The organism is Arthrobacter sp. UNCCL28 (genome assembly GCF_900102805.1).
In the GTDB taxonomy this organism is placed as follows: domain Bacteria; phylum Actinomycetota; class Actinomycetes; order Actinomycetales; family Micrococcaceae; genus Arthrobacter; species Arthrobacter nicotinovorans_A.
Window position 1 is genome coordinate 1 of record NZ_FMWE01000012.1, and the last position, 14,927, is coordinate 14,927.

Genomic DNA, 14,927 nt, shown 5'->3' on the forward strand with positions numbered 1-14,927 from the left:
CGCCGGCCTGCAGATCGCCTCGACTACTAATCGCATTGAAGGCGGCACCAACGCCCAACTCCGGTTGCTGCTGCGGGCCCACCGGGGCATGAGTGAAGAACATCGAAAACGCGCGATCGAGTGGTACCTCTACCTGCACAGCGAACAGCCCCTGCCACCGGCCAAACTCATCAAAGCCGTGCATTACCGTCCGGCCAAGACCGAAGCCATCACCACGACCGAGCAGAAGCCCGGGCCCGAGCTCTACAGCACCGGACTCAGCGCCGACGAAGGACTCTGGCATCGCAAAGGATGGGCAGGCCGCACATGACACACCCGAGATTTACACACGTTTTGTCCTATAACCCAAAGACCAACTCATTACGGGAAATAACCGATACCCCTCAGAAGAAGTCGCTTTATCTAATGTGATTCGGCTCGCATAATGTACTGCGAGCTCATCACCGTTCCACGCCTATGGCAGGAGTACCCCCATGAATCAACAGACGGCTTCCAAGTCCGTCCTGAGGCGCAAGCCCATCGACGACATCGAGGAAGAAAGCAAACACAGCGGACTCTTTAAGAGTCTTGGCCTCTGGCAACTGACAGCAATCGGCGTTGGCGGAATTATCGGCGTCGGGATTTTCTCCCTTGCCGGCCTTGTAGCCCACGGCAGCGAGGGCAACCCGGGCGTAGGCCCCGCCGTGCTCTTTTCCTTCCTGATCGCCGGCCTGGCTTCCGGTGCAGCCGCGCTCTCCTACGCGGAATTCGCCGGCATGATCCCGCGCGCCGGCTCGGCCTACACCTACGGCTACGTTGCCCTTGGCGAGATCATTGGCTGGTTCATCGGCTGGGATCTGCTGCTGGAGTACATTGCGATCGTGGCTGTAGTGGCCATCGGCATCTCCGGCTACTTTGATGCTTTCCTCTCCGGCATCGGAATTCACATGCCAACCTGGATGACGTCCACGGCCGACGAGGGCAAGGGCGGAATCATCAACCTCCCGGCAATCCTGGTCTGCCTCCTGGTCACCTGGATCCTCAGCCGCGGAACCAAGGCCTTTGGCCGGTTCGAGCTGGTAGCTGTGGCCATCAAGGTCATCCTGATCCTGTTCATCATTGGACTGGGCATCTTCTACGTCAACACCGAAAACTACAACCCGTTCATGCCCAGCGGCTTCGGCCCGGTCATTGCCGGTGCCGCCACCGTCTTCTTCGCCGTCTTCGGCTATGACGCCATGAGCACGGCGGCCGAAGAGGCAAAGGACGGCAAGAAGCACATGCCCAAGGCCATCATCCTGTCCTTGATCATTGCCATGCTCCTGTACGTAGCCGCCACGCTGGTCCTGACCGGCATGCAGAACTACAAGGACATCAATCCCACAGCCGGCTTCGCATCGGCGTTCCAGGGCGTGGGACTGCCCGTCATTGCCACCATCATCTCCGTGTTCGCGGTTCTGTCCATCCTGACCGTCATGCTGACCTTCCTGTTGGGCGTCACCCGCGTGTGGTTCTCCATGAGCCGTGACGGCCTGCTGCCGGGCTGGTTCGCCAAGACGGACCGGCACGGGACGCCGCAGCGCGTTACGTGGATCGCCGGCGTTGCTTCGGCATTCCTTGCCGGCGTCTTCCCCATCAAGGAAGTAGCCGACCTCACCAATATCGGCATCCTGGCTGCATTCGTGGTGGTGTGTGTCTCGGTGATTGTCTTCCGCTACACCAAGCCGAACGCTCCAAGGACGTTCCGGTTGCCGCTCATGCCGCTCGTGCCTGCCTTCGGTGTCCTGGCTTCGGCATTCCTGATGTTCCAGCTCCACTGGGAAACCTGGGTACGGTTTGGCGTATGGCTCGTGATTGGCCTGGTGATCTACTTCGCTTACGGCCGACGACACTCCCTGATGAATCCGGACAGCCCCCGCCACAAGGTGGAAAGTACGCCGTTGGCGTAGTTTATCCACAGGCCAATCCGGAACCCTTGGCACCCTTGAAAAGTGGTGTTAGGGTCGGACGCGGAGGAGCGAACTGGCTCCGCGATGGAAGGGAGGTGCCCGTGGGTTTAATTGACGACCTGAAGGGCAAGGCTCAGGGTCTCATTCAAGGCAACGAAGAAGCCATCAAGAATGGCATCGAAAAGGCCGGGGATTTTGTGGACGAGAAGACGGGCGGCAAGTATGCCGGCCACGTCGACAAGGTCCAGAACGCCGCTTCCGACTTCGTGGCCAAGAACGACGGTCAGCCTGGACAGGCTCCCGTCACGGATGAGCCGAAGCAGCCATAGCTGCCTGAGCCGCCGTACCAGATACGTCAAGGGGGCACCGGTCCCGCCGAGAGGCGCCACCGGTGCCCTTGGCGTTTAACGCCCACCCTCTGACGGTCGGGTACGTTGATCTTTATGCCTTCCGTCTCCCCGCCCCGAACGCACGACAGTTCCAGCCGGGAGACACTGGGACCTCCGATTACCGCCGGTATCGTCACCGCGCTGGTGGGTTTCACCTCATCATTTGCCGTCGTCCTTGCCGGCCTGCAGGCGGTGGGCGCCAACCAGGCCCAGGCATCGAGCGGACTACTCGCTCTCACCCTCACCTTTGGCCTTGGAATCCTGTGGCTGTCCTGGCGTTCCAGGTTGCCGGTGACGCTCGCCTGGTCCACGCCCGGGGCGGCGCTGCTCGCCTCAGCCGGAACGGTCGACGGCGGATGGCCGGCTGCCGTGGGGGCGTTCCTTATGGTTGGGGTGCTGATCGTCCTGACTGGACTGTTGCCGGTATTGGGGCGGCTCATGGCAAAAATCCCGACGGCACTTGCCCAAGCCATGCTTGCCGGAGTCCTGCTCCCCCTGTGCCTGGCTCCTTTCAAGTCGCTGGGATCGGCTCCGCTGCTGATTGCTCCCGTGGTCCTGTGCTGGGTTGTCCTGATGAAGTTCGCGCCGCGGTGGTCAGTCCCGGCATCGTTGCTGGTGGCCCTGGCCGTTATCGGAATCCACATTGCCTCCAACGGCGTCCAGATCCCCGTGGACAGTCTCTTGCCAAGGTTGGAGTGGACCACACCGGCTTTCTCCGTGGAGGCGGCAGTAGGGCTGGCCTTGCCCTTGTTCATCGTCACCATGGCCTCCCAGAACATCCCGGGAGTCGCTGTCCTGAAGTCGTTTGGTTACACCACACCTTGGCGTTCCTCCATGCTGGTCACCGGAGCCGGAACCATCGTGGGAGCGCCATTCGGCGGCCATGCAATCAACCTTGCCGCCCTCAGCGCAGCCCTGGCAGCGGGCGAGGAGGCGGGCAGGAACCACAGCAGGCGTTGGATCGCAGCGTTCGTCTCCGGTTTGGCCTACCTGGTCCTGGCCGCAGCTTCGGCGGCCCTGGTGACCTTGGTAGCGGCGGCACCATCGGGGCTGTTGGAAGCCGTAGCCGGCCTGGCACTCCTGGGGACCTTGGCGGCGTCCATTTCCTCTGCGCTGGCCGTCGCAGAGGAACGCATACCAGCCTGCATCACTTTCCTGCTGGCAGCGTCAGGCCTCAGCTTCGCCGGTGTGGGCGCCGCGTTCTGGGCGCTTGCCGGAGGCATCCTGGTTCGCTGGATGCTCAAGAGCCGCGAACCAGTACAGAAAGCGTGAGTCAGGCAGGCTCGTGGTTTTGCGCCTCGCGGGCAAGCGCTGTCAGCCTGGACACAGCACGGAAGTACTTCTTGGTATAGCCGCCGGTCATCATCTCTTCGGTAAAGAGCTTGTCGAAGGGGACGCCACTGGCCAGGATGGGCACATCCTTGTCATAGAGCCTGTCCGCCAACACCACAAAGCGGAGGGCCACAGCCTGTTCCGTGATGGTTTCGACGTCGCTCCAGACCACTGCTTCGACGCCGGAGATGAGCTGCCGGTAGCGGCTGGGGTGTACCGCAGCCAGATGGTTGACCAGTGTGCGGAAATCGTCCACTGCCACCGTCTTGCCTGCAAATTCGGCCTTCATGCGGTGCTTGAGTTCTTCAGTCTTGAGGGGTGCCGGAGCAGCAGGCAAGCCGCGGTGCCGGAAATCCTCGCCGTCGATCCTGACAACATCGAATTGGTCGGCAAGAACCTGGATCTCGCGCTGGAAATCGACGGCGGCAAAGCGCCCCTCACCCAGTGAGCCAGGCAAGGTGTTCGATGTGGCGGCCAGTTTGACGCCGGCGTCGGCCAGTTCGCGCATCAGGCGGGACATCAACACCGTGTCACCTGGATCATCGAGTTCGAATTCGTCGATGCAGACCAGCTTGTAGCTGCTCAGGGCCTCGACGGTCTTGCGGAACGAAAGCGCACCAACCAGGTTGGTGTATTCCACGAACGTGCCGAATGCCTTGGGGCCCGGAGACCTGTGCCACAAGGAGGCCAGGAGGTGGGTTTTGCCCACTCCAAAACCACCGTCAAGGTAGATTCCTGCCCTGGTGGCCGGAGCCTTTTTGGCGAAGAGCTTCTTGAACAATCCGCCACTGTCCTCGGAGCCAACCCCGTCGGCGAAGGCCGAAAGGAGCTTCACGGCGTTGGCCTGGCTCGGCTGCGAGGGATCGGGACGGTAACTGTCGAACGAGACCTCTCCGAATCGCGGAGAGGGGTAGAAACCCTTGAGGAGTTCCTCCACGGAGACTGCCGGTGTGCGGGCAGCCAGTTGTTCGATCTGTACCACGGTGGTCCGTTCCTTCGGTATTAGGTCCCCAGCAAGAATACCGGCATTGGAAGGTCCGGGAAGGACACGTGACCAAGCACATGTTTCATCGTGTGACCGCCGGGAAGCAATCCGGGCAGCCCGTGGTTAGTGTTGGGAGAACGCCGGGCTGGCACCTGCACCATTTTCCACGGCCTGGCTCCCGTCCGTTGTCAGTGAAAGGCCATCACCATGTCCTACCCCGTTGAACAGAACGAAAAGTTTGCCGCATACGCAAACCCGGAACGCCTCGTCTCCACAGAGTGGCTGGCATCAGCCCTGGCCGACGGTGCCATCGCCGACGGCAAGCTGGTAGTGGTGGAGTCCGATGAAGATGTCCTCCTCTACGAGACCGGGCATATCCCGGGGGCCGTGAAGATCGACTGGCACACCGACCTGAACGACGAGGTCACCCGTGACTACGTCGACGGTGCCGCGTTCGCTGCCCTCGCTGCGTCCAAGGGAATCTCCCGTGACAGCACCGTGGTCATCTATGGGGACAAGTCCAACTGGTGGGCTGCTTACGCCCTCTGGGTTTTCACTCTCTTCGGCCACGAAGACGTCCGGCTCCTTGACGGCGGGCGCGACAAGTGGATCGCAGAAGGACGCGCTCTCACCACCGACGCTTCCCAGCCCGTCGTCGGCGAATATCCCGTGGTGGAGCGCAATGACGCCCCCATCCGTGCGTTCAAGGAAGACGTCCTGGCGCACCTGGGCAACCCGCTGATCGATGTCCGCTCCCCCGAGGAATACACCGGCCAACGTACCCACATGCCTGCCTACCCCGAAGAAGGCGCCCTCCGCGGCGGCCACATCCCCACGGCAGCATCGATTCCGTGGGCACGTGCAGCTGCAGAAGATGGCACCTACCGCAGCCGCGAAGAGCTTGAAGCCCTGTACCTGGGTGAAGCCGGGCTCGAAGCCGGCGATGACGTGGTGGCCTACTGCCGGATCGGCGAACGTTCAAGCCACACGTGGTTCGCGCTCAAATACCTGCTGGGCTTTGATTCCGTGCGCAACTACGACGGCTCCTGGACGGAGTGGGGCAACGCAGTACGCGTTCCCATCGTCAAGGGCGCCGATCGGGGCTCGGTACCGGCCGCCTTCGCTCGCAGCTGATACGTGAACGGGAGTCCCGTAGTGTTGCGGTACACAGAGCCATTCCGCCCCGGTTGTGCGTAAGCTGGAAGAGATGAGTACGTACACTTTGCCCACCGCGTTGGCGGAAATCGTCGATGACTTCCAGGCACTGACGGAGCCCGACCGCCTCCAGCTCCTGCTTGAGTTCTCCAGGGGACTGCCGGAGCTTCCGGAACGCTTGAAGGACCACCCCGAGTTGCTGGAACAGGTTGTGGAGTGCCAATCTCCGCTGTTCCTCACGATCGAGTCGGAGAAGAATCCTGATGGCGTCCGGAAGTACCGGCTCTTCTTCAAGGCTCCCCAGGAAGCGCCGACCACCCGCGGCTTCGCCGGTGTCCTGCACGAGGGACTCGACGGATTAACGGCCGAAGATATTCTCGCCGTCCCGGATGACATGCCTGAACTGCTGGGCCTGACCAGGGCCATCACTCCCCTGCGGATGCGGGGAATGACCGCCATGCTCGGCCGCATCAAACGCAAAGTTGCAGCCGCCAACCGGTTGGAACACTGATTCCGTCAGAGCACTGAAAGGCGACACCACACGGTATGGCCAAAAAGATGGCTTCACAGGGAACGCCGGCCACTGCAGCCCTCGCTGCGGCCGGCGTTTCCTTTGTGCTTCACCCGTACGTCCATGACCCGGCGGCAACCAGCTACGGCCTGGAAGCGGCAGAGGTCCTGGGCATTGAACCGGCGCGGGTCTTCAAAACCCTCATGGTTGAAGTCGAAGCCCGCCTTGCCGTGGCCATTGTCCCCGTATCGGGCAACCTGGACCTGAAATCAGTGGCGGCAGCGCTGGGAGCCAAAAAAGCAGCCATGGCAGATCCCAGGGCTGCGGAGCGCCGAACCGGCTACGTGCTCGGCGGCATATCCCCCTTGGGGCAGCGCCAGCCCTCCCCCACTGTCCTTGACGCTTCAGCGCTCGCCTTTGATGCCATCCTGGTATCCGGAGGCCGGCGCGGGCTGGACATCGAACTTGCTCCGACGGACCTGGTCCGGCTGACCAACGCCACTGTCGCGGCCATTAAGACCACACCAACGGCCCAAGGCTAACCAGCCAGCGCGTTCAGCCGCGAGGGCCCTGAACGCCGGCTGTGCCTCCACCGTCCACAGAATCCCCACCATGTACCTGGGCCGTGCCGTCCGTCGGCCCTGCTCCGCCCGCTTGTCCCGGGTTGTTCCGCGGTGCCAGCTGCCGCTGCAGCCATGAGCGCACTATGCGCTCCCACCGTTCCGGGTCCACATTCCATTCCTTGGTGTGCCGGGCGCCGTTGAATGGCTCAAAGGTCACCATCTCCGGGTTCTTCTCGGCAAGGCTCGCCGAGGGTCCGAACGGAACATAGTCATCGTCAACGCTGTGGATCAAAAGCGTGGGTGTGCGCAGCTCCACTGCCCGGGCTTCCCAATCCATTGCCTTGAGGTCAACGGGGGCCGCAAGACCGGTGAGCCTGCGACCCAGCGGGTGACCCAGCATCAACTGCCCGTAGCGCCCCACAGTGTAGGGAATCCTGTTCATCTGCGCGTGGTGTGCCATGACATTGACCCAGTTGATGACAGGGGCATCCAGGACCAGGGCCCGGATGAGATGCCGGTGGCTGGACAGATCGGCGGTCTGGAGGCTGATCGCTCCGCCCATCGACCACCCGAACAGCACGATCTCCTCCGCTCCGTGTTCACGCGCGTAGTCAATGGCAGCCTCTACGTCGCGCCATTCGGTGGATCCCAGGCCGTAGCGTCCATCGAGGGCTGACGGGGCAAGGCCGTCGTTGCGGTAGGAGATGAGCAGGCTGTCCATGCCCAGGCTCTGCGCCGTTCGCACAGCCCGAAGGCCTTCAAGGCGTGTGGCCCCACGCCCGTGGACCATGATTGCCCAGACCGCTGCCGGATTGGACGCCTCGGCGCGGACCAACCACGCAGGTGCCACACCGCCGTCGACCGCTATGTCCACGTCTTGGGCCACCAGGCCAATCGACGCCGGGTCCGGGTAGGTGGCGCCGCTCCACCACCCACGGCGGGCCTCTGCAAGATTTCCGCTGTAGACCTCTTCAACCTCCCGGAGAACGGTCTGCTCGGCCGGGGAATAGGACACGATCCTGCCAATCCGTGCATGGCCCTGACCTCCGGCGAAGAAGAGGCTGAATACGCCGTCTATGGTGGTGTCGGGAGTAGCGGCCAGGATGACTTGGGGGCCCTTGTCGCCCTGGATGACGGCGAGGACCTCCTGGTCCTCATGCCTGGCAGCGGGGGTGATGACGCGGCGGGCAAAGTAGACGGCGAGCGCAGAGGATCCTGCGCCCAGCAGTCCGGCGAGGGTGCCGCCCGCGAGGAAGCCGCCGATGGCCCATTTGGTGCGGAGGGACAGTTTGTTCTCTGCAGCGTCGCTCGCTGACCGGTTAGTCGATGCCATGCTTCCATTGTTGCCGGTCCTTGGCGGTGCCTGGTGCAGGTGCCGGGCGCGCGGCGCCACTGTGCATTGAATCGGCGCGTTGATTCAGTGCGTTGATTCGGCGGCAAAAGCCTGCGGACGCACGTTGGGCGGGACTACGCTGTAGCCATGAGTGATCCCATAGTCATCCTGACTGAAGAGCCCCTTGGCCCCGACGACCGCGTAAACATCGCCAAACTGGTGGACGGCGGTGACACGCCCCTTGTTGTACTGGTTCCGGCCAATACCGAGCGACATCTCCTGGTGGATTTCCTGGAGAACCTCTCGTTACTCGATATTGCCAAGGCATTCCGTGAGCTCACTGCGCAGTCACCGGATCCGGTAGCCGAGCGGGCTGAAGCGTCGGAGACGTTGGCTGCCTCGTTGGCGGCTTTGGCCGGCGTGGGTGGTGGCGTCACCGGTGAAGTAGTCGACGGCGGTGCGGTAGCCGGCTTGGTGGCCAAGGTGCGGGCACTGGATGCTGCTCAAGCTGTGGTGGTCACGCGGCCCCACGCGATCGCCGACACGTTCCACACGGACTGGGCCAACAAGGCCCAGGATCAATTGGGGCTTCCGGTGCTGCATTTGTACGCGGGTTCGGGATTTATCGGCGACTCGTGAGCGTTGGAGAAGACATGAACACTCCTGAGAACACCAGCAAGACAACCGCTGCGCCCGTGGAGAAGAGCGATGCCCAGTGGCGCGAGGAGTTAACCCCGGAGGAATACCGGGTTCTGCGGCAGGCGGGAACGGAGCGACCCTACACCGGGGAGTACTGGGATACCCACACCGAGGGCGTCTATCAGTGCCGTGCTTGTGGCAGCGAACTTTTTACCAGCAAGGAGAAGTTCGATTCCCATTGCGGCTGGCCCTCGTTCTGGGCTCCCCTGGCCGATGGCACGGTCCGATACCTTCATGACCGCACCATGGGGATGGACCGGGTAGAGGTCCGCTGCGCCAACTGTGATTCCCATCTGGGGCACGTGTTCGAGGGTGAGGGCTACGGCACTCCCACCGACCAGCGGTTCTGCATCAATTCCGTTTCCCTCCGCCTGGTCAACGCGGAAGAGAACTGACGCGTCCGGACGGGCCAGCTATTTACTGGTCCGTCCGGCATCGTTCGGAGGAGAAACGCTGCGCGCTGGACCTCGAACGGGACAGAAGCACCCGAAGAGCAAGAGTTGCTTATGCTGAGGGCTTTTTTGGATTAGCAATGCTTTTCGCTTGCTACGCTCGGCCCAGAAGCAATAACTACTTCGGAAAGGGCCGAGCTCCATGACAACCATCGCCACCTCCACCCTCCCGCGTGTCACCGCCGACAACGCCGAGTGGACATCGCTGAAGGCCGCGGCCACAGCGCTCCAGGCACACCAGGAACAGGACGGCTCCATCGCCGATCCTTCTGCCCACGCCGGGGCAGCCGCGCTCGTCGCAACGATCTGCGAAGCCATTACCGCCCTGGCTCCCCTCTTCCCCCACGATGCCCGCTACCTGGAGTTGCTGGTGGAAGACTTCGGCCGGTGGGTGAACGACGGTTTTGGCGTACCTGACTTCCTGGATTCCCTGCAGGCGTTCCAGCCCCAGGAACTTCGCGTGGACGGCCTCCAGCACCTGGTGGTCTTCCCCATGTACACGCAGAACGGCAGCACCAACCGGCTGGTCGAGGCCGTCCTGATCGAGGTTATCTGGCCGGAGTTCATTGGAGGCCTGGAAGCAGGCGAGTACTCCAACAAGCTCTTCGTCCCCATCCGCTTCATCGATTTCACTCCGGGGTACGACACCAACTCAGCGGTCCTCTTCCCCGAAACGGTTGCGGTGCGCGAGACTCCCACCTTCACTTGGGGCGCCATCTTCGCCGACCGCGAAGCCGCACGCTTCCGTCGGGTCCTCAAAGCTGCAGCAGCAACTACGTCACTGGAACTTCCCGCGGATGCAGCCCAGTTGATCGAGGACCAGGAACTCACGCAGCGCACGTTCGTTATGTGGGACCTCATCCACGACCGGACCCACATGCGTGGTGATCTTCCGTTTGATCCGTTCATGATCAAGCAGCGCATGCCGTTCTTCCTCTACTCACTGGAGGAGCTGCGCTGTGACCTGACCGCTTTCCGTGAGTCGGTGCGCATCGAAAAGGACGAGAACGCAGATCCCGATGCCCGGAAGCACGCAAAACTGGTTCAGTATGCGGTGATCTTTGACCGGATCTTCCGTTTCGCCATCACCGGCAGCCGCGTCCGCAACTACGACGGGCTCGGCGGGCAACTGCTGTTCGCCTGGATGCACCAGCACCACGTTCTGCACTGGACCGACAGCAAACTCTCCATTGACTGGGAAGATGCTGCTGCAGTCGTGGTTGAACTCGGCGCAAAGATCGAGGAACTGTACTGGCGTTCGATCGACCGCCCCAAGGCCGCCCACTGGTTGGCTGCTTACGAACTCATTTCCGGCACCGTCACAGCCCACCCGGCGTCGGTATGGGCCAAGGGTCCGGATGCCCTGCCGTTGGACGGTCCTCCCCGCGGGCTCACCGACCAGGTCCTTGACGATGAGTTCCCCCTGTCCATGTTCTACGAAGCACTGGAGAAGAAAATGCGCCCCGTCATCGAATCCACCACCGGCATCACTGGCGCGACGGCAGCCTGATGCCCGGTTTGACCATCCTTGTAACCGGCGGCAGCAGCGCGTCCGGCATCGCCACGGCGCGTGCGTTGGGGGCCGCCGGTCACAAGGTTTTCACCGTCGGCTCGGACGATGCCCGGATCAAGGCCGCGGCGGATGATGCCGGCAACGGAGTCACCCCCATGGTGTGTGACCTCGCCTCCTACGATGCCGTTCGTGAACTGGCCCGCGGGCTCACCGGCCGCGGCGTGGACCGCGTGGATGGTGTGATCCACTTGGTGGGCGGTTGGCGTGGAGCGAAAGGTATAGAAGACCAGTCCGATGAGGACTGGGATGCGATGGAACGCGGCGCTATCACTACCCTGCGCAATGTTTCCCGCGTTTTCTACAGCCAGATTGAGGCCTCCCCCCATGGCCGGCTGGCGATGATTTCCTCCACTGTCGTTTCCTCCCCCACCGCCGCTGCCGCCAGCTACGCCGCTTCCAAAGCCGCCGCTGAAGCCTGGACCCTGGCGGTGGCTGACGGGTTCCGCAGGGCGCAGGCTGACGGCCGGGCCGAAACCCAGCACCAGCCCCAAGACGTGCACAGTGCCGCTGTCATCTTCGTCGTCAAGGCTCTGGTGGATCCTGCCATGCGGGCCGCACACCCGGAGAGGCGGTTCCCCGGCTACACGGACGTCGAAGACCTGGCGGCCGCCGTCGTCGGATTGTTCGAAGAGCCGGCCGCAAACCTCAACGGCCAGCGCATCCTGCTGGCCAAATAGACTTGAAAGCGTGAATGAACAAGTGACGAGCACAACAGAGGCCACTGCCACCGCCAACACGATGGCCGGGCACCAACAACTCCACGACCCATCGGTGCGTGGATTTGCCTCCGACAACTACTCCGGCGTGCATCCTGAGATCCTTGCCGCCTTGGCCGCTGCCAACGGTGGCCACCAGGTTTCCTACGGCGAGGACGTCTACACTGCGCGCCTCCAGGAAGTTCTGGAGCAGCAGTTCGGCTCCGGCATTGAGAGTTTCCCTGTCTTCAACGGCACAGGCGCCAACGTCCTGGCTCTGCAGTCCCTCCTGCCGCGTTGGGGAGCCGTCATCTGCGCTTCCACCGCGCACATCAACATGGATGAGAACGGCGCACCGGAACGCGTCGGCGGGATCAAGCTCCTGCAGGTCCCCACAGAAGACGGCAAGCTCACGCCCGAATTGATTGATCGGGAAGCATGGGGATGGGGCGACGAGCACCGCGCACAGCCCCTGGTGGTCTCCATTACCCAAACCACCGAACTGGGCACCTGCTACACCCCTGAAGAAGTACGTGCCATTGCAGAACACGCCCACGCCAAGGGCATGAAGCTCCACATGGACGGCGCGCGGCTGGCAAACGCCGCGGCCTACCTGGATGTGCCCCTGCGCGCCTTCACCCGCGATGCCGGAGTGGACATCCTCTCCTTTGGCGGCACCAAGAACGGCCTGCTCTTTGGCGAAGTGGTGGTTGCCCTGAACCCTGAGGCAGCGGACGGACTGAAGTTCCTGCGGAAGATGAACATGCAGCTGGCTTCGAAGATGCGCTTCATTTCCGCACAGTTCATCGCCCTGCTTGAGGACGGGCTGTGGTTGCGGTCTGCCGCGCATGCCAACGCCATGGCGGCCCGTCTTCGCACGGCTGTCGAGGCAATCGACGGCGTGGAGCCCACCCAGGCAACGCAGTCCAACGGCGTCTTTGCCATCCTGCCGGCCGGCGTTGCCGATCGCCTGCGCAGGAACTTTGCCTTCTACGATTGGGACGCAGCCAGGGGCGAGGTCCGGTGGATGTGCTCCTTCGACACTACCGAAGCAGACATCGACGCCTTCGTCGCAGGAATCAAGCGGGAACTGGGCTCCCTCTAACCCCGTGCATCCGGGGCGGCGAGCCTGCTGGGAATCGCCGTCCCGGAAGCATAACCTGCGAGGGTGAACGCCCTCGCACAGGTTCCCTCGGACTTTCTTCTCGCTTTGGGAACGCTACGAAAAGCCCAATGCCGCAGCGAACTGCGGCTTGACGAAATCCCTGCACCGGCACGGCTGGCACCCTATGCAGTAGCCCTCGGAGCAGAAGTCTTCAGCCCCACCGCGGCAACACGTCGGGTGCCCGTGCACGGGCCGGCAGCCAAAGCATTCGCAGCCAGCCAGGCCAACACGCCGGCAAGCGAGGACGACGACGAACTGGCCACGGGCCGGTTCATCCTCCTCTACGATCCCGACGGCTCGGCAGTATGGGAAGGCGAATTCCGGATCGTCACCTACATCAGGGCCCAAATGGACGCGGAGATGGGCAATGACTCCATGCTTGGCTCAGTCGCGTGGACATGGCTGGTGGATGCCTTGGAGAACCACGCGGCACCGTACCGCGCGGCCGGTGGCACGGCAACCAGGATCCTCTCCGAGAGCTTCGGCACGCTGGCCGAACGTCCGGACACCATAGACATTGAACTCCGCGCTTCGTGGACGCCGGCCGGCGCTGATGTCCAGGCCCACTTGGAAGCCTGGTCCGACATGGTGTGCACGTTCGCGGGACTTCCACCCCTTCCACCGGGTGTCACCGGACTGCCCAACAGGAGACTCAATTGACCAATAATCACCTACCGGCACAGGCGCCCAAGGTGCTGCCATCACCACGCCCCGGCGTGATCCCGGCATGAATCGGTAAGCTTAAGCCACCATGACCCCTGAAAACCTGGATAAAAACACAGCCGGCGTTCCGGTTGCTGATCCCACCACGCACATCAAGGTAGACGGCTTCGACAGCCACGTCCCTGAAGTCATCGATCTCGATACGCCACGCGAAGGCGTGCCCGTAGTCATCGATACGCCTTCTGGACTGGAACGGTGCGCCGCCGCCATCGCCGCCGGAACAGGACCAGCCGGGGTGGACGCAGAACGCGCCTCCGGCTTCCGCTACGGACAACGCGCCTTCCTGGTGCAGATCCGCCGCGAGGGGGCAGGAACCTGGCTGATTGACCCCGAGCCTTTCGAGAACCTGGTCATCATTAACGAGGCCCTCCGGGGAGTCGAATGGATCCTGCACGCAGCAACACAGGATCTCCCCTGCCTGTCCGAGCTCGGCATGTGGCCGGACAAACTGTTCGACACCGAACTTGCCGCACGGCTTGCCGGCCTTCCGCGCGTGGGCCTGGCCGCCGTCATTGAACAACTCCTGGGATTCGGCCTCGCCAAAGAACACTCAGCGGCCGACTGGTCCACCCGCCCGCTGCCCGAGCCGTGGCTCCGGTACGCAGCCCTCGACGTCGAAGTTCTTGCCGAATTGCGCGAAGAACTTATCGAACTGCTCGAAGCCGACGGCAAACTTCAGTACGCAGAGCAGGAATTTGCCGGCATCCTTGCCGCCGGCATTTCAGCACCCAGGGTGGATCCCTGGCGGAAGACGTCCGGCCTGCACCAGATCCGGGACCGACGCCAATTGGCAGCCGTCCGTGAACTGTGGCAGGAGCGCGACCAGCTGGCCCGCAAGCGTGACGTGGCTCCGGGTCGCCTGATTCCCGATTCTGCGCTGGTGGCAGCCGCCAAAGCCATGCCTACCACTGTCCCCCAACTGCTGGCCACCAAGGGATTCCATGGCCGCTCAGCCCAACGTGAGGCGCCACGCTGGCTGCGCTGCATCACCAATGCCCGGACCCTGACGGACGTGCCGCCCTTGCACTTGCCCACGAACGCTCCGCCGCCACCGCGGGTCTGGGTGGATCGGGACCCCGAGGCCGCGGCCCGCCTGGCTACCGCGCGCCCTGCGCTCCAGGCCAAAGCTGACGAACTCAACCTACCGGTGGAAAACCTGCTGACGCCGGACTTCCTCAGGCGCATCACGTGGCGACCCCCTGCGGAGATCTCCCTTGAGACCGTGGCTGCTGAATTGCGGGCGCTGGGCGCGCGCGAATGGCAGGTCGACTTTGCCGCCCCGATCCTCACCGATGCCTGCTTGAACCCCAAACCGCTTCCGGCCAAGGAATCAAAAGCGAAAGACAACCCACAGTCCCCGGGAACCCAAGAGTCCAAGGACTCCGCCTGAGCCTTATCGGACCGCCTAGGCCCTATTGGCCCGG

At 63.0% G+C, this 14,927-nt stretch carries 15 protein-coding genes and 1 pseudogene; 14 read left to right on the plus strand and 2 right to left on the minus strand.

The window, feature by feature from the left end:
- From BLQ01_RS22480 to BLQ01_RS20760, 4 genes and pseudogenes are all read left to right on the plus strand, one after another.
- A pseudogene (locus BLQ01_RS22480) lies at positions 1 to 310 on the plus strand (IS256 family transposase); the annotation flags it as partial.
- Positions 311 to 473: 163 nt separating this feature from the next.
- Positions 474 to 1,928, plus strand: a complete 1,455-nt coding sequence (locus BLQ01_RS20750) for an amino acid permease (protein WP_026540339.1) — start codon at positions 474 to 476, stop codon at positions 1,926 to 1,928.
- 95 nt (positions 1,929 to 2,023) lie between these two features.
- Positions 2,024 to 2,257 carry an antitoxin gene (locus BLQ01_RS20755; protein ID WP_026540338.1) on the plus strand — a complete coding sequence of 78 codons (234 nt, stop codon included), beginning with the start codon at positions 2,024 to 2,026 and terminating at the stop codon, positions 2,255 to 2,257.
- A 114-nt stretch (positions 2,258 to 2,371) separates the two neighbouring features.
- A complete protein-coding gene (locus tag BLQ01_RS20760; protein ID WP_091554126.1) occupies positions 2,372 to 3,589 on the plus strand; it encodes a benzoate/H(+) symporter BenE family transporter in 1,218 nt (405 codons plus the stop codon).
- A 1-nt stretch (position 3,590) separates the two neighbouring features.
- Here the strand turns inward: BLQ01_RS20760 and zapE are convergent, their stop codons facing one another.
- Complete coding sequence (gene zapE / locus BLQ01_RS20765; RefSeq protein WP_026540336.1) at positions 3,591 to 4,631, minus strand: cell division protein ZapE; 1,041 nt, start codon at positions 4,629 to 4,631, stop codon at positions 3,591 to 3,593.
- Between the two features lie 210 nt (positions 4,632 to 4,841).
- On the opposite strand from zapE, the gene BLQ01_RS20770 reads away from it, so the two are divergent.
- The 3 genes from BLQ01_RS20770 (at position 4,842) to ybaK (ending at position 6,842) form a co-directional block, all read left to right on the plus strand.
- Complete coding sequence (locus BLQ01_RS20770; protein ID WP_026540335.1) at positions 4,842 to 5,768, plus strand: sulfurtransferase; 927 nt, start codon at positions 4,842 to 4,844, stop codon at positions 5,766 to 5,768.
- A gap of 73 nt (positions 5,769 to 5,841) precedes the next feature.
- Positions 5,842 to 6,300: a SufE family protein gene (locus BLQ01_RS20775; RefSeq protein WP_175493510.1), complete on the plus strand. Its 459-nt coding sequence runs from the start codon at positions 5,842 to 5,844 to the stop codon at positions 6,298 to 6,300.
- Positions 6,301 to 6,335: 35 nt separating this feature from the next.
- Positions 6,336 to 6,842, plus strand: coding sequence for a Cys-tRNA(Pro) deacylase (gene ybaK, locus BLQ01_RS20780; protein WP_091554130.1), 507 nt, complete (start codon positions 6,336 to 6,338; stop codon positions 6,840 to 6,842).
- Between the two features lie 13 nt (positions 6,843 to 6,855).
- Here ybaK and BLQ01_RS20785 read toward each other — a convergent pair whose 3' ends face one another.
- Positions 6,856 to 8,196 carry an alpha/beta hydrolase family protein gene (locus BLQ01_RS20785; protein WP_254779555.1) on the minus strand — a complete coding sequence of 447 codons (1,341 nt, stop codon included), beginning with the start codon at positions 8,194 to 8,196 and terminating at the stop codon, positions 6,856 to 6,858.
- 147 nt (positions 8,197 to 8,343) lie between these two features.
- On the opposite strand from BLQ01_RS20785, the gene BLQ01_RS20790 reads away from it, so the two are divergent.
- The 7 genes from BLQ01_RS20790 (at position 8,344) to BLQ01_RS20820 (ending at position 14,893) form a co-directional block, all read left to right on the plus strand.
- A complete protein-coding gene (locus BLQ01_RS20790; RefSeq protein ID WP_026540332.1) occupies positions 8,344 to 8,835 on the plus strand; it encodes a hypothetical protein in 492 nt (163 codons plus the stop codon).
- Positions 8,836 to 8,849: 14 nt separating this feature from the next.
- Positions 8,850 to 9,290: a peptide-methionine (R)-S-oxide reductase MsrB gene (gene msrB, locus BLQ01_RS20795; RefSeq protein WP_026546602.1), complete on the plus strand. Its 441-nt coding sequence runs from the start codon at positions 8,850 to 8,852 to the stop codon at positions 9,288 to 9,290.
- Between the two features lie 199 nt (positions 9,291 to 9,489).
- Positions 9,490 to 10,857: a DUF6421 family protein gene (locus BLQ01_RS20800; protein ID WP_091554133.1), complete on the plus strand. Its 1,368-nt coding sequence runs from the start codon at positions 9,490 to 9,492 to the stop codon at positions 10,855 to 10,857.
- Entirely contained in the window at positions 10,857 to 11,597 is a 741-nt protein-coding gene (locus tag BLQ01_RS20805) for an SDR family oxidoreductase (RefSeq protein ID WP_091554135.1), read from the plus strand. The genes BLQ01_RS20800 and BLQ01_RS20805 overlap by 1 nt, the downstream gene beginning before the upstream one ends.
- A gap of 10 nt (positions 11,598 to 11,607) precedes the next feature.
- On the plus strand, positions 11,608 to 12,720 hold the full coding sequence (locus tag BLQ01_RS20810; protein WP_223945172.1) for a threonine aldolase family protein: 1,113 nt from the start codon (positions 11,608 to 11,610) through the stop codon (positions 12,718 to 12,720).
- 63 nt (positions 12,721 to 12,783) lie between these two features.
- The gene (locus BLQ01_RS20815; RefSeq protein WP_026540327.1) at positions 12,784 to 13,440 is read left to right on the plus strand and encodes a DUF3000 domain-containing protein; all 657 of its coding nucleotides are present in this window, start codon (positions 12,784 to 12,786) and stop codon (positions 13,438 to 13,440) included.
- Positions 13,441 to 13,531: 91 nt separating this feature from the next.
- A complete protein-coding gene (locus tag BLQ01_RS20820; protein WP_091554137.1) occupies positions 13,532 to 14,893 on the plus strand; it encodes an HRDC domain-containing protein in 1,362 nt (453 codons plus the stop codon).
- The last annotated feature ends 34 nt before the right edge of the window (positions 14,894 to 14,927 follow it).

Coding starts and splice junctions, on each gene's coding strand:
- BLQ01_RS20750 (WP_026540339.1), top strand. CDS start 474: ATGAATCAACAGACGGCTTCCAAGTCCGTCCTGAGGCGCAAGCCCATC.
- BLQ01_RS20760 (WP_091554126.1), top strand. CDS start 2,372: ATGCCTTCCGTCTCCCCGCCCCGAACGCACGACAGTTCCAGCCGGGAG.
- BLQ01_RS20770 (WP_026540335.1), top strand. CDS start 4,842: ATGTCCTACCCCGTTGAACAGAACGAAAAGTTTGCCGCATACGCAAAC.
- BLQ01_RS20775 (WP_175493510.1), top strand. CDS start 5,842: ATGAGTACGTACACTTTGCCCACCGCGTTGGCGGAAATCGTCGATGAC.
- ybaK (WP_091554130.1), top strand. CDS start 6,336: ATGGCCAAAAAGATGGCTTCACAGGGAACGCCGGCCACTGCAGCCCTC.
- BLQ01_RS20785 (WP_254779555.1), bottom strand. CDS start 8,196: ATGGCATCGACTAACCGGTCAGCGAGCGACGCTGCAGAGAACAAACTG.
- BLQ01_RS20790 (WP_026540332.1), top strand. CDS start 8,344: ATGAGTGATCCCATAGTCATCCTGACTGAAGAGCCCCTTGGCCCCGAC.
- msrB (WP_026546602.1), top strand. CDS start 8,850: ATGAACACTCCTGAGAACACCAGCAAGACAACCGCTGCGCCCGTGGAG.
- BLQ01_RS20800 (WP_091554133.1), top strand. CDS start 9,490: ATGACAACCATCGCCACCTCCACCCTCCCGCGTGTCACCGCCGACAAC.
- BLQ01_RS20805 (WP_091554135.1), top strand. CDS start 10,857: ATGCCCGGTTTGACCATCCTTGTAACCGGCGGCAGCAGCGCGTCCGGC.
- BLQ01_RS20820 (WP_091554137.1), top strand. CDS start 13,532: ATGACCCCTGAAAACCTGGATAAAAACACAGCCGGCGTTCCGGTTGCT.